The following is a 13,227-nucleotide window of genomic DNA, read 5'->3' as shown; positions in this document are numbered from 1 at the left end:
AGAGCCTCTTCCATAAAAGCCGCATTTCGGATTATAATCGGCTTTATGAAAACTTCGCAAACCATGATTTCCACGCTCAGAGAGGTTCCGTCGGAAGCGGTTATCGCAAGCCATCAGCTTATGCTGCGCGCCGGTCTTATGCGCAAATTGGGCAACGGCCTGTTCTTTTATCTTCCGCTGGGAACGCGCTGTTTCCGCAAAGTCGAACAGATTATTCGGGAAGAAATGGACCGCATCGGCGGGCTCGAATGCAAACCGCCGGTTGTCGTTCCGGGAGAATTGTGGCGCGCGTCCGGCCGCTGGGATTCCATGGGAGCAGGTTTGCTGAGGGCGAAAAACCGCTTGGATCAGGAACTCGTCATAAGCCCGACCGCCGAAGAAGCGTTTACCGCGATTGTAAAAGACGAACTGTCTTCATATAAACAATTACCGCTTATTTTGTACCAAATAAACACCAAATTCCGGGACGAAATTCGTCCCCGCTACGGCGTTATGCGCGGCAGAGAATTCACGATGAAAGACGCGTATTCGTTCCATACGGACGAGGAAAGTCTCGACGCCGTATACAACGACTTTGCTCTTGCCTACCGGCGGATTTTTAAACGGCTGGGCTTAACCGTCATTCCCGTACGCGCCGATTCGGGGCTTATCGGGGGAACGGGGTCGGAAGAATTCATGGTCGAAAGCGAAGTCGGCGACGACACGCTCATGCTGTGCCCTAAATGTTCGTATGCGGCAAATACGGAAAAAGCGTCGTGTGCGCCCGATTACGGCGCGATAAATGAAGAAGACTGCACTCAAGCGCCTTTGCCGGCCGAAGAAGTGCAAACGCCGAATGTTAAAACCATAGAAGAACTGACGGCCTTTTTGAACACGGATCCGAAAAAATTCATAAAAACGCTTATTTACCGCGTCGATAATTCCGAAACGGACATGAGCGGCGCGCCGGGCGCTCAAAAGGGCGCAACCTTTTTCGTTGCCGTATGTATACGCGGCGATTTGGACGTAAACGAAGCGAAGCTCGCTTCGCTTTTAAAAGCCGGAAGCGTCGAACTTGCATCCAACGGCGAGGTCGAGCGCATAACCGGCGCGCCGGTAGGTTTTGCAGGGCCCGTCGGCTTAAACACGGTTCCCGTCATTGCCGATGAAACCGTCATGCACATGCACGACGCGGTCGTCGGTGCCTTAAAAACCGACGTTCACTTCCGCCATGTGGAACCCGTCCGCGATTTTATTCCCTTTATCCGAGCCGACGTGCGCACGGTAAAAGAAGGCGACCTATGCCCGAACTGCGGTGCCGTCCTGTATTCAAAAAAAGGCAACGAACTGGGCCATATTTTCAAACTCGGCGATAAATACAGCAAATCCTTAAACGCCGTCTTTTTGGACGAAAACGGTAAACAGCGCCTCCCGCTTATGGGCTGCTACGGCATCGGCGTTGACCGCGCGCTGGCTTCGATTATCGAAGAACACCACGACGATAACGGAATCGTATGGCCGATGACGGCCGCGCCTTATCAGGTTGCCGTCGTACCCGTGCGCTACGAAGACGATATGAAAACGGCGGCCGACCTTTTGTACGAAGCCCTGCAGCAAAAAGGCTTGGAAACGCTTTTGGACGACCGCAATGAACGCCCCGGCGTCAAATTCAAAGACATGGATCTTTTGGGCATTCCGCTGCAGATTGTCGTCGGCGGCAAAAACCTGCCGAAAGTCGAAGTCAAACAGCGAAAAACGGGAGAAAGTGTTTTAATGACGCCGCAGGAAGCGGCGGATTTTGCCGCAACGTTCGTAAAAGAAGCATTGCAAAGGCTGAACGATTGTTCCGATATCCGCATATGAAAAAAATCCCGCTTTTTCTGTGCGCGGCTCTTTTGCTTTCAGCGCAGGTTCTTTCGGCGCTGCCCGGCGTTGCGGACTTTTTGCCGACCGAATCGGGGCGGTACGTCTATTATCGCGATAGCGCGAATGCAGCCGGTGCATACATCGGTTTTTTGCAGTACGACGAAGGCACCTACGCGATCCGCTTTTATTCGCCCCGCGCCGAACGCGGTTCAAAAGAACTTAACGTATTCATATCGCTCGACACAAATAAAGATTACGTTTCGATGACGGGCGAAAAGGTTTTGGAAACGCTTAAGCCCGAAGACGCCGATACGCTCAATTACCTGCACGATTTGTTTTACGAATTCGCTTCACGCCGCAAAAAGCTCGATAAGGCCGAATTCGGCGCAAAGGCTGCGCGCATGGAGCGCTGTACAAAAACCGAAGAGGCGGCGCTTTTCGGCGGAAAATGTACCTTTATCTATGATTTTGCCGTGCCGATTTTTAACCTGTGCGAAATCAAAAACGAAAGCGGCAAAACCATCTTCGGCGCCGTAACGGTCGGCGCCCTTTCTTCTTCGTCGGACACCGCTTTTTCGGCATTTAAGGGACTGCCCGAAAACGCCGATTCCGTCAAGCCGGTCGACGCATTTTCTTCCGGTTCCGAAACCCTTGTGCAAACGGAGCGCGAAACGATGGACGGTCTTTTGCGTCAAATTACCGACAATTTTTGGTTTTGGGAAAGCGAAGCGCTCATGTATACGGATTTTTTGCAAACGGAAGAAAACGCCTTTGACGAAAAAGCTTACGGCCCCTTCCACCTCTTTGCCGCACGGCTTTCCGGAGCGGGAAACGACACCCTTGTCTGTTTTGAAAAACAAAGCCGTGTTTTTTCGGGGGCGGGACTTTTTTTGGCAAACTGCATTTACGACCAAGCCTCGCATCGCTTTGTGTACGACATTCAAATCATCAAAAAGAAAGAGCGTACGGTTTTCGAAATAACCGGATTTAAAATATTCGCCGAATATTATTCGGCACACAAAACTTATTTTAACCGGCTTATGAACGAAACCTTCGCCGCGCCGTAAGGTTCGACTCGTTTAACGTCCGCCGTTATTGAAAGTTGCGCCTATTTAAAGTTGTAACGCGCCAGCGGCGTTCCGATCCACACGCCTTCGCTGCCCAAGTATTCGTTCTTTTCTCCGTCAATTAAAAACTGCACATTGTCGATCGTACCGAAGGCCGTCGCGGTGTAGACCACTTGCATGAGCTGCCCCAAATAGCCCTGTTCGCCGTATTTGTTAAAGGCGAATTCCTGGCTGAAGTTGATGTACGCCGTTTTGTTTTGTACCGATGCGGACAAAAGTTTTGTGCCGGCGGGAATGAGCGATATGTAGCCCTTTTCGAGTTCGGGAATCCCCGGCCCTTCAAGAAGAGCGGTAAGCGCCGCCGTAAGCGGCGTGTTCGTTTTGGGAACCGCGCGGTTCACCTCTTTGCGCTCCACAAAACCGTCGGCGCCTATGGCGATAAAGCACAAATATTGATTCATTTTCGCAGGTGCGGCGGGCTTCGCTTCGGAAGCGGCTGCCTGAGAAGCTGCGGGTTTCGCTGCCGATGAAGCGGCGCTTTTGTCCTTTGTACCGGAAGCGGTCTTTTCTGCGGAAGGGGTTTTTGCGGCGCCGGACTTTGCGGAGCCTGCAGCCGGCGAAGAAACCGGAGCGGATGAATTTGCCGCGGCGGAAGACGGAACGCCCGCTGCCGAACCTGACCGTTCCGCGCCTGCCGATGAAGCGCGGTCGCTCGGCAAAAGATTTCCCGGAGCGCCGGAAGAAGCGCCCTGCGCTTGCTCCTTTTGTGTCTGCGCCTGCTCTTTTTGCGGTTGTTCTTTTTCGAGAACGATGGTTTCGCCCGACTGCATGTCGTCCGTTTTATTCTGTGAAGAAGTTTCGTGGCGGGCGATAAAATCCGGTTCCCGGCCGAATACGTGTTCGAAAAAGGCGGTTTCTTTTAAAACGCCGATAATGTGGTCCTGCTTTACCAAAAAGGCAATCACCAGAGCTACCGCAACCGCAATCCAAAAGGCGGCTGCAATTCCGTTATGCTTTTTGCCCGACGAATCTTTCATGCCCATGAGTATAATCCAAGCACCCTTTTTTGTACAGACCGCCGTATTTCGTAGACACAGAACTCAGTATTTTTAGATCTTTTCCACTTCCTGCTTGGAAAGACCGGTGGCCTGAGTGATAATATCGATTGCAACACCAAGATGTTTTAGATTACCTGCATCTTGTAAGGCTTTCTGGCGCGACCCATCGGAAAAGCCTTGTGCAACACCTTCGCTTCTACCCTTACGTATACCGGCAACAACGCCCTTTTCAAAGCCGATTTTCTCGCCTATAAGGGAACCTTGCCTGATTAAATCATCTTTATGAATATTCAATGACATATACAAGCTCCTGAACCTTTCGTTGTTTTTTGTACTCTCAACAAGTGCATCGATATTCTGCGTAAAATGACTTGTTGCCTGTTTTTTGCAAAGATAGCGCAGCAATGCATGTAATTCATCGTCTTTTTCTTTGCCGTATGCACTCACATTATAGAACACTTTTGTTGTTCTGTCATCAAGGAAAAGACCGCCGTCTTCTCTGCATGTATTTTCAAAGGTGTATACGGCGAGACCCTTGCCGAACGGATCCTGCGTGCAGATAAAGATAACATAACTGTCTTTGAGTTCTGTATAACTTTGACCGCGCAGCAAGTTATCGACGTCCATAAGACTTTGGTAATAACGTGTGCGTTTGGGCAGGTCTGGCGGAATTGATGTTTGAATTTCAATATCGAAAACACGGGAAGTTTCGGCAACATAGACGTCGAGGCGAATACCTTTGCTTTCGTAAAACGGGGCGATTGTCTTTTGCAAAGACGGATATTCAATTTTGCCGACTTTGATATGCAGTAAGCGCTCAAGAATCCCTTTACAGATAGGTTTGTTTTTCATAATAGTACCGAACATAAAGTCATCGGTAAAGGTCAGCTCCTCTACACTTTTGTGACGGGGAAGATAGTCCATACGCGCCTCCTTGGAACATAGATGAGCAAATAATTGCTCACCTATGTTATAGGCGCAGAGAATGAAAAAAACGGAGTTTTTCTCTTAATCAATATTTTTTATTGAATCTCTGTTGTCTTCCGACCATTTGACAGCGCGCCCAATGCCTGTTATATTTTACGAATGAACACGCTTCAAGGAATTTCCGCTTCGGGCGGCTTTGTAAAGGGCACGGCCTATGTCCTTTCGGTCCGCGTCCGGCATCAGATACAACGAATTCCGATCGCAGCGAGTGAAATTCCGCAGGATTGGCAGCGATTTGAAAACGCCCGCACTAAAACGCTGGATTACTTCAATTCGCTTATCGACAAAACCAACACGCGCCAAGCCGCCATTTTTCAAACGTACGTACTCATGCTTTCCGACCCCGATTTTATCGCGCAAATAAAAAAAGAACATGACGAAGCGGCCGAAAACGCCGAATGGATCGTTGAAAAAAAAGTTGCCGAATACGCCGACAAACTGCGCGCATCCGGCGACAGTTACCTGATAGAACGCGCGGAAGATATTATCGACGTATACGGAAAGCTGATCGACAACCTTTTAGGAAACGATCCGCTTCAAGCCGACGATATTCCGCCCAAAGCCGTCCTGTGCGCGGAATTTTTAAGTCCCTCGGATGCGGTGTTGCTTTCGAAAAAAGACTTGTCGGCAATCGTTTTGCATAAGGGTGCGCAAAACAGCCATTTGGCCATTTTGGCGCGCACCTACGGCATTCCGATGATATTCGGCATCGAAGACATTGCGCATCTCGCCCGCACCGGCGACGAAATCATTGTGGACGGCAACAGCGGCAAAATCTTCATTCAACCTGACGAAAGCACGCGCACCGAATACGAACGGAAAATTATTGAAGAAAAAGCGCGCGCCGAAAAACGTGCCGCGTTTTCCGGAAAAAGCGCGTGCACAAAGGACGGATTCGCGATCAAATTATACGCAAACATCGGTTCGGCAAAAGAAGCCGAAATCGCCCTCGAAGAAGGAGCGGACGGCATCGGTTTGTTCCGCACGGAATTTTTGTTTATGGGCGCGTCCGATACGGGTGAAGAAGCTCAGTTCGATGAATACTGCACCGTGCTTGAATTGATGAAAGACAAGCCGGTGGTTATCCGCACCTTGGATGCGGGCGGCGACAAAATCATCGACGACAAAAATCTTCCGTCCGCCGGCGAAAAAAACCCGCTGCTCGGCCGGCGCGCAATCCGTTTGTGCCTTGCCGAAACCGAATTATTTAAAACGCAGCTTCGCGCCCTTTTGCGCGCGGGCGTATACGGCAACCTCAAAATCATGCTTCCGCTTTTGACCGACATAAGCGAACTGCACCGAACACAAAAACTCATCGAAGAAGTAAAGGCCGAATTGAGCGCTTCGGCGGTGCCGTTCAACAAAGACGTTCCGCTCGGACTTATGATAGAAACGCCGGCTGCCGCCCTTACGGCCGACACATTGGCAAACGAAGCCGCTTTTTTTTCGATCGGGTCGAACGACCTTACCCAATATACGCTGTGCGTCGACCGAGAAAACGAACTGGTCGCGCCGATGTTCGACGAACTCCACCCGGCCGTGCGGCGCCTGATTGCATCGGCGGTACGCGCGGCGCACGAACGCGGCATTCCCGTTTCGGTATGCGGCGAAATGGCGGCAAACGGTGCGAACATGCTGCTTTTAATGTCGATGGGAATAAAAAGCTTCAGCGTTTCGCCGAAAAAAATAAGCGATTTAAAAGAGGTTCTGTCCCGCTTTACGCTCGAACAAATCGAATCGCTTAAAGAATGGGCGGACTCTCCGAAAGAAGGCCGCTTAATAAAAGAAAAACTTCAATCGTTTTTTTAAGGGGAGGTACGGTATGGAACACGATACGCAAAATGCGGCGTCTTATCGGAATCATCCGCTCGTCGTTATTGCCGGCCGCCCGAATACGGGAAAATCCACCTTATTCAACCGCTTTTTGCATAAACGGCGCGTTATTACCGACCCGACGCCGGGCGTTACGCGCGATCCCGTTGAAGAAACCGCGCTCATACGCGGCAATCCGGTACGCCTTATGGACACGGGCGGCTTTAAGCTCACGCGGACGACGGGCAGCCCCGAAGCGGTTTTGGACGATTTGGTTACCGAAAAAACGCTCGACGCTTTAAAAAAAGCCGACCTCATCCTCCTGCTGCTCGACGCCGAAGCGGTTACCCCCGAAGACGAAGAATTCATCGCGCTTTTACGGCCGCATTGGGACCGTGTTGTCGCGGCGGTAAACAAAACCGAAGGCGGACGCTTGGAAAGCGAAGCGCAGGAGTTTTACCGATTCGGCTTTAAAGACCTTATCTGCATTTCCGCCGAACACGGAGACCGCATTCCCGAACTTATCGATTTACTGCTTTCCAAGCTGGACTTTTCCGGCGCCTGCCGAGTTGAAGAAAAACCGGCGATAAAACTTGCCGTTTTGGGCAAGCCGAACACGGGAAAATCCACCCTGTGCAACTGCCTTACCGGCACGGACTTGTCGATTGTCAGCGATTACGCCGGAACGACACGCGACGTGGTTGAAGGAAGCTTTTCTTTTAAAGGCAAAATCTTCCGCGTATTGGACACGGCCGGCATAAGGCGCAAGGCGAAGGTTAAAGAAGACGTGGAATATTATTCGGTAAACCGCGCCATAAAAACCCTTGAGCGCTGCGACATCGTGCTGTATCTTATAGACGCCGGCGAAGGTTTAACCGAACAGGATAAAAAAATCATCAAACTTGCGCACGATAAGGGGCGCGGCATCATCTTTGTTTTAAACAAGTGGGACACACAGGAACAGGATAAAAAAACGGCGCGCAAAGCCGAAGAAAACATACGCATTATGTTCGGCCACATGGCATACGCGCCGATCGTCGAAATTTCGGCAAAAGAAAAAACGGGCATAAAGCCGCTTTTAAATACCGCCTGCGAAGTGTTCAATCAACTGAACCGCCAAACCGATACGGGGCCTTTAAACGCCGCTTTAAAAGACTGGCTTACCGCCTACCGGCCGCCGGCTTCGTTCAGCGCGCGCTTCCGCATCCGCTATGGGGTGCAGACAAAGGTAAACCCGGTGAGCTTTTTGTTTTTTGCAACCAAGCCCGAATCGGTTCCGCAATCGTATATCGCCTATTTGAAAAATAAAATCCGCGAAGATTTGGGCTATACGAAAATTCCGATAAACCTCGACATTCAGGCGAGCCGCAAAAAATGGGAAGAGAGGGATAAGCCGTGACGGGATTTTCGATAGGCGATGTTGAGCGGATCACTTCGGTTAAAGCCCACGTGCTCCGTTATTGGGAAGAAGTCATCCCCTCTCTCGCCCCCGTAAAAGATATCGGCGGAAGGCGCACGTATTCCAAACGCGACGTGCAAACCGTTTTGCGTCTTAAATATCTTATTCAGGAAAAAAAATACACGATAGAAGGTGCGCGCGCCGAATTGCTGCAAGAAGCCGCGGCAGCCGGTTCGCAAAGCGGGGCAGATACGCTTATTCCGCAGCTGAACCGCATCCGCTTCGAACTTTTGGATTTGTACCGCATGCTTCACCATAGCGAAAAAGAAGAGCCGCAATGAACGTATTCGCTTCCCCTCCCGAAGACGCCCGCCGTATTTTGGACAATTTCGACGGCATAATCCGCACAAACCTTCCGCTTTCGTCAAAACAGCTTTTGCTTTTGCCCCGCAACATCAAAGAGCTTTCGCACTGCCTTACCGACGAGCGCTCGAAGCGCAGGCTCGGCTACATGAACGACAACGTTATGCTTTCGGCTTACGCGTATTATTTTTTATGGTGGAATTTATTCCGATTGACGTCGGTTTTCTCCGCCCTCGATGAAAACGTTTTTTCATTTTTGCACGACGAAAGCGTTTGCCTCGATATAGGTTCGGGTCCGTTGAGCGTTCCGTTGGCCCTGTACCTTGCCCGGCCGGAACTGCGCGCCGTAAAGCTTACGTGGTACTGTATGGACACAAGCCAAAACGCCCTCGCCTTGGGCGAAAACCTGTTTTTGTCGTGCGCCGCCCGCTTACAAAATGCGCAACATGCGCAAAGCGCACAGGACGCGGACAGCACGCAAAGCGCCAAAAGCGTGGAAGGCGCGGGCAATACACAATGCGCGGACGGTTTTTGCTGGCGCATCGTACGCGTAAAAGGAGAAATCGGCACGCAGATAAAACAAAAAGCGTCGTTTATAACCTGCGCAAATATGTTCAACGAATTGTATTGGAACACATCGCAGTCGCTTGAAGCCGAAGCAAAAAAATACGCCGCGCGGCTTTTTTCGTACGGCGCACAAAAACCGGACGGAAAGAGCGAATGCGCTTTTTTCGTTGCCGAACCGGGTATTCCCCGCGCGGCGCGCTTTATCAGTTTATTGCGGGCGGCAATGCTTCGGAAAAACATGAGCTGCGTATCTCCCTGCCCGCACGAAAACGAATGCCCGATGGACGGCAAAAAAGGCGGCAAATGGTGCCACTTTATACTGAATACCGAAACGGCGCCTTTCGCGCTCAAAAAGCTGTCGGAAAAGGCGAGTCTTGCAAAAGAGCGCGCAGCCATAAGCTTTATTTTCACCCGCCCCGAAGCGCTCTCCCGCAACCCGAAAGCCGAACATGCGGAAAAACGCGGCGCGGACGGTAAAACCGCTGCGGCCGATAAAATACCGTATCGCATGCGCATATGCTCGGATCCGATCGCGCTTCCCGAACACAAAACGGGACGCTATGCATGCGCGCCGTGGGGCCTTACGCTGGTAATTGAAAAAAATGCGCGGGAAAAGAGGCTTGCTTCCGGCGATCTCACGGAAGCCCCGCTCAAAGCGGCCGACATTCAAAACCTGAGCATCGACCGCAAAAGCGGTGCAAAGATTGTCAGACTGTAAATACGAAAATCATATAAACGCGGATTTGTACAATATTTTATTTTACACTGCCATAATGTGTCCACAGCCGGACAATTTTAACGATACCTTCATATTCAATTTCATTAATAACAATTTTTTCCGAATAGACCTGATATACACATCTATGCTGAATATTGATACGTCGTGAATATAATCCAGAAAGGTTCCCGATTAATTTTTCGTATGGTGGAGGGTTTTGAAACGGATTCTTCCGTATAATTTCAATAAGTGCTTTTGCTTTAAAATCAAGCCGAACCGCTTTTAAATTTTTTATATCTTTTAATGCCTGTCTCGCATAGACGATTTTATACATTTCGTCTTACCATTTGACATCGGCCTCATCAATACATTCCGCCAACGAAGCATCTCTTCCTCTTATTAAAGATTCAGTCATTTCGGGAACTGAATTCAAATAGAGGGTTTCTTGAATAGCATGCCAATCGTCTTCTCCGATAAGGACGGCATTTTTGCCCTCACTATTCGTAAGCGTAACAGGTGTTGCCGTTTCATTGACCAAATCTATAACTTTAAAAAGATCCGTTCTTGCCTGTACGGCATTAATTGACGTCATATCGTACCTCCGTTTAAATATAACCGAGGTTCACATATCCGTCAAGGCGCGACGGTTTGCCCGTAACGGTAGCTGCCGTTTTCGTAAAAAAACACCGTCGGAAAAAGCAATTGTTTTTCCGACGGTTTGTGTGCTTATTAAATACACGCTAACGCTTTACAACGCCCGCCGCACTCTTGCAACAAGCGCGCTCAGATAGCCGTGTTTAAAAACTTCACTCAGGTTTAAACGAAGCCCAATCGATAGTGAACTCGGCTTTATACTCTGTAGCAAATCCCGGCTCAAACCAAAAATGCCCGGCAGCGGGATTTTTACCATCACAGAACTGTACGCCGTACACATCGGAATTGATATAAATCCATAAATAGTAAACGGAGGCAGCTTTACTTACAGGAAACGTCATTGAAGTAACATAGCGGACACCTGTTGTATGAGCCGGATCAGTACGGGGCGGGGTCGCCGTATCGTTTTCGGGGCTTATGGTGTAGTTTATTACGTTCTGTTTGACTCCGTTCATATCGTAATAGCCCGGCCGGGAATTACGCAGATCGATAAAGATATTTGATTCTTTATTTTTCATTATTGTCAAAGATGCTTTTCTGAACTTTGCGACAAGCGTTGCATTGCCGGATTCATCAACGGTAATGTATGCATCTTCCAGCAAAGGGGCACCGAAATCGCGCTTCATTCGAGGCATAAGACAACTTAATTTGGTCTTTCCCTTATATGTTTTATTGGGAATGAAAGAACCGTCGTCTTTGGTCCATTTGAAAGTTACCACTGCCTTTATAGCGGAAGTACCGACTTTCACCCTTGCCGTAGGACTGCCGTCGGCGATAGTACCGCCTTCAACTTCACCGCCGGTAATCGTCCATTTATCGACACTATAGCCCTCATTCGGTTTTGCAGTAATCTCAATCGTTTTATTCTCGGCAGCCTTCCCGGCGGAAGTTATATCTTCCCCCTCAGAGATTACGGTAAACGTACCGTTTCCTGAAACAGCCGTAAGACTTAAGTCGTGTGTAATCTCGTCAAATACGACTTCGATAGTTACCGGTTTACCGATAACGGCTTGTGCGGGAGCGGCGACAGAGGTTTCGGTAATATGCCCTCCGGATTTGAATGTAAGAAGATCACCCGTTGCGGTATCTCTAAGCGCATAACTTTTTACTTTCCAGTGCGCATCGGGAACCGCTGAAAACTCAACCGTTTTACCGTTTTCGACTTCGTTTCCGCTGACAATCGCATCGCCGCCCTGAATTTTCGCCGTAAGCGTTCCGCTGCCGAAAGAGGCGAACGACACCGCATGCCGTCCCGATGCCGCCGCTTTAAAGCTCACCTTTACCGTTGTATCGGCGCTTACTTTTACGGATGCCGAGTCGCTGTTGGGTGCTCCCGTGCCGCTTTCAAACGACGCGCCTTCTATCGTCCACGTATCGGCGACATAACCCGTTTTCGGCTTTGCCGTAAAGGTAACGATTTTGCCTTCGGCAATCTTTGCGGAAGATGTTATGATTTTTCCGTCCGACTTTGCGATCAACTCACCGTTTTCATCGGCGGCGTTGAACGCAACGGTATGCTCTTTTACCTGCGGTACCGGATCGGGTCTATTCTGCGCCGCGTTGGGGCAGCCCGTAAAACCGATAAAAACGGCCGTAAAAGCCGCCAAAACAAGCAATATTTTTTTCATAAAATACTCCTAAAACAAGCTTTAAAAAAAGGCTTCCCCGTTTTCTAAAGCTCAGAATTATACCTGATAATTTTCCTCCGATTCAAAAAATGCCCGCGCAAAAAAGCACCTGCTTTTCCGCGCGGGCTTATACATATGATACAAATGCGGAAACGCCCGCCGCTCCGCCATGTACTCACGGCGCCCGTTAGCGACGGTACAGCGAACGTATTCCCTACATCTTATTCTTCCGTAAGCGTAGACCAGTCTACGGTAAATTTTCCTGCATATTTTGAGTGTTCATTCGGTTCGTTCGGACCTGCAGTTCCTTTGCCGTCACCGGACTGTGCGCCCATAACAGAGGAGTTGAGATAAAGCCACAAAAAGTATTCTGTTTTGTCTTTGCTCACGGGAAAGCTCATCGAAGTGACGTAGTGGACTTTTTCCCCCTCAGGATCGTCCGCAGTATCATCCGTGCTTACAGTGTACGGAGCATCCTGTTTAATTCCGTCCATATCGTAATAACCGGGCTTTGAATTACGCGGATCTATAAATGTGTTCGATACAAGGCCCTTGACATTTACATACGACTTTCTGAATTTTACGGTAATCATCCTTTTTCCGTCGCCGTCAACGGTAACTTGGCAACCTTCCACTATAGGTTTAAACTTTTCTCCCTTATCCGGCTGTCCCTTAGCTAAATCAAGATTCATTAGGGGAGCATAAACACTCAGCGTAGCGTCGACTTTATGCAGCTTTAAGAAGCTTACTTTGACCGTCACATCGGAAGTAACTTTGACCTTTGCCGTTGTACTGCCGTATGTTCCCGTACCGGCTTCAAATGCGCCGCCGGTAATAGTCCACGTCGCAGTATAGTTCGCCTTCGGTTCGGCAGTAAACACAACCGTTTTGCCTTCCGTTACCTTTGTGCCGGATGTTATCGTCTCTCCGTTCGCTTTTGTGCTAAGCGTACCGTTCGTATCATTGTCGATGCTGAAAGTGACGGTATATTCAGCGGGAGCATTGTGGGCCGGATTGGGGCAGCCCGTCAGAGCGATAAGGACGGCCGCCAACACAGCCGCCACAACCATACATTTTTTCATAAAACACTCCTATTTCTGCTTCTCAACGAAGCTTGTATATTTTTTCA

12 protein-coding genes are annotated in these 13,227 nt (G+C 49.6%); 6 read left to right on the top strand and 6 right to left on the bottom strand.

The features are described 5' to 3' along the window. Positions 1–45 precede the first annotated feature (45 nt). On the top strand, positions 46–1,842 hold the full coding sequence (locus HMPREF9194_RS00400) for a proline--tRNA ligase (protein ID WP_016524385.1): 1,797 nt from the start codon (positions 46–48) through the stop codon (positions 1,840–1,842). Continuing rightward, the gene (locus tag HMPREF9194_RS00395; RefSeq protein WP_016524384.1) at positions 1,839–2,912 is read left to right on the top strand and encodes a DUF7954 domain-containing protein; all 1,074 of its coding nucleotides are present in this window, start codon (positions 1,839–1,841) and stop codon (positions 2,910–2,912) included. The genes HMPREF9194_RS00400 and HMPREF9194_RS00395 overlap by 4 nt, the downstream gene beginning before the upstream one ends. A gap of 41 nt (positions 2,913–2,953) precedes the next feature. Here the strand turns inward: HMPREF9194_RS00395 and HMPREF9194_RS00390 are convergent, their stop codons facing one another. Both HMPREF9194_RS00390 and HMPREF9194_RS00385 read right to left on the bottom strand, forming a co-directional pair. Next, positions 2,954–3,949, bottom strand: coding sequence for a GerMN domain-containing protein (locus HMPREF9194_RS00390; RefSeq protein ID WP_169558716.1), 996 nt, complete (start codon positions 3,947–3,949; stop codon positions 2,954–2,956). A gap of 72 nt (positions 3,950–4,021) precedes the next feature. Beyond that, on the bottom strand, positions 4,022–4,894 hold the full coding sequence (locus tag HMPREF9194_RS00385; RefSeq protein WP_016524382.1) for an Rpn family recombination-promoting nuclease/putative transposase: 873 nt from the start codon (positions 4,892–4,894) through the stop codon (positions 4,022–4,024). A gap of 162 nt (positions 4,895–5,056) precedes the next feature. On the opposite strand from HMPREF9194_RS00385, the gene ptsP reads away from it, so the two are divergent. The 4 genes from ptsP to HMPREF9194_RS00365 are packed head-to-tail and all read left to right on the top strand — an operon-like array spanning position 5,057 to position 9,816. Continuing rightward, positions 5,057–6,766 carry a phosphoenolpyruvate--protein phosphotransferase gene (gene ptsP, locus HMPREF9194_RS00380; protein ID WP_016524381.1) on the top strand — a complete coding sequence of 570 codons (1,710 nt, stop codon included), beginning with the start codon at positions 5,057–5,059 and terminating at the stop codon, positions 6,764–6,766. A 13-nt stretch (positions 6,767–6,779) separates the two neighbouring features. Beyond that, positions 6,780–8,168, top strand: coding sequence for a ribosome biogenesis GTPase Der (der, locus tag HMPREF9194_RS00375; protein ID WP_016524380.1), 1,389 nt, complete (start codon positions 6,780–6,782; stop codon positions 8,166–8,168). Further along, positions 8,165–8,509 carry a MerR family transcriptional regulator gene (locus HMPREF9194_RS00370; RefSeq protein WP_016524379.1) on the top strand — a complete coding sequence of 115 codons (345 nt, stop codon included), beginning with the start codon at positions 8,165–8,167 and terminating at the stop codon, positions 8,507–8,509. The genes der and HMPREF9194_RS00370 overlap by 4 nt, the downstream gene beginning before the upstream one ends. Further along, positions 8,506–9,816, top strand: coding sequence for a small ribosomal subunit Rsm22 family protein (locus HMPREF9194_RS00365; RefSeq protein ID WP_016524378.1), 1,311 nt, complete (start codon positions 8,506–8,508; stop codon positions 9,814–9,816). Before HMPREF9194_RS00370 ends, HMPREF9194_RS00365 begins: the two co-directional genes overlap by 4 nt. Positions 9,817–9,853: 37 nt before the next feature. Here the strand turns inward: HMPREF9194_RS00365 and HMPREF9194_RS00360 are convergent, their stop codons facing one another. The 4 genes from HMPREF9194_RS00360 to HMPREF9194_RS00345 all read right to left on the bottom strand — a co-directional run bounded on the left by HMPREF9194_RS00360 (position 9,854) and on the right by HMPREF9194_RS00345 (position 13,180). After that, a complete protein-coding gene (locus HMPREF9194_RS00360; protein ID WP_040846087.1) occupies positions 9,854–10,150 on the bottom strand; it encodes a Txe/YoeB family addiction module toxin in 297 nt (98 codons plus the stop codon). Positions 10,151–10,156: 6 nt separating this feature from the next. Further along, positions 10,157–10,408 (bottom strand): type II toxin-antitoxin system Phd/YefM family antitoxin, encoded by a 252-nt coding sequence (locus HMPREF9194_RS00355; RefSeq protein ID WP_016524377.1) that lies wholly within the window; start codon positions 10,406–10,408, stop codon positions 10,157–10,159. Positions 10,409–10,622: 214 nt separating this feature from the next. Beyond that, a complete protein-coding gene (locus tag HMPREF9194_RS00350) occupies positions 10,623–12,098 on the bottom strand; it encodes an InlB B-repeat-containing protein (protein ID WP_016524376.1) in 1,476 nt (491 codons plus the stop codon). 221 nt (positions 12,099–12,319) lie between these two features. Continuing rightward, positions 12,320–13,180 (bottom strand): hypothetical protein, encoded by an 861-nt coding sequence (locus tag HMPREF9194_RS00345; protein ID WP_016524375.1) that lies wholly within the window; start codon positions 13,178–13,180, stop codon positions 12,320–12,322. Positions 13,181–13,227: the final 47 nt, after the last annotated feature.

The organism is Treponema maltophilum ATCC 51939, from assembly GCF_000413055.1.
In the GTDB taxonomy this organism is placed as follows: domain Bacteria; phylum Spirochaetota; class Spirochaetia; order Treponematales; family Treponemataceae; genus Treponema_C; species Treponema_C maltophilum.
The sequence above is the reverse complement of the archived record's forward strand: the minus strand, read 5'-3'. Positions and strand labels throughout refer to the sequence as shown.

What these genes read in the sequence shown, in the direction of transcription:
- HMPREF9194_RS00400 (WP_016524385.1), top strand. Translation starts at nt 46, where the DNA reads ATGAAAACTTCGCAAACCATGATTTCCACGCTCAGAGAGGTTCCGTCG.
- HMPREF9194_RS00395 (WP_016524384.1), top strand. Translation starts at nt 1,839, where the DNA reads ATGAAAAAAATCCCGCTTTTTCTGTGCGCGGCTCTTTTGCTTTCAGCG.
- HMPREF9194_RS00390 (WP_169558716.1), bottom strand. Translation starts at nt 3,949, where the DNA reads ATGAAAGATTCGTCGGGCAAAAAGCATAACGGAATTGCAGCCGCCTTT.
- HMPREF9194_RS00385 (WP_016524382.1), bottom strand. Translation starts at nt 4,894, where the DNA reads ATGGACTATCTTCCCCGTCACAAAAGTGTAGAGGAGCTGACCTTTACC.
- ptsP (WP_016524381.1), top strand. Translation starts at nt 5,057, where the DNA reads ATGAACACGCTTCAAGGAATTTCCGCTTCGGGCGGCTTTGTAAAGGGC.
- der (WP_016524380.1), top strand. Translation starts at nt 6,780, where the DNA reads ATGGAACACGATACGCAAAATGCGGCGTCTTATCGGAATCATCCGCTC.
- HMPREF9194_RS00365 (WP_016524378.1), top strand. Translation starts at nt 8,506, where the DNA reads ATGAACGTATTCGCTTCCCCTCCCGAAGACGCCCGCCGTATTTTGGAC.
- HMPREF9194_RS00360 (WP_040846087.1), bottom strand. Translation starts at nt 10,150, where the DNA reads ATGTATAAAATCGTCTATGCGAGACAGGCATTAAAAGATATAAAAAAT.
- HMPREF9194_RS00355 (WP_016524377.1), bottom strand. Translation starts at nt 10,408, where the DNA reads ATGACGTCAATTAATGCCGTACAGGCAAGAACGGATCTTTTTAAAGTT.
- HMPREF9194_RS00350 (WP_016524376.1), bottom strand. Translation starts at nt 12,098, where the DNA reads ATGAAAAAAATATTGCTTGTTTTGGCGGCTTTTACGGCCGTTTTTATC.
- HMPREF9194_RS00345 (WP_016524375.1), bottom strand. Translation starts at nt 13,180, where the DNA reads ATGAAAAAATGTATGGTTGTGGCGGCTGTGTTGGCGGCCGTCCTTATC.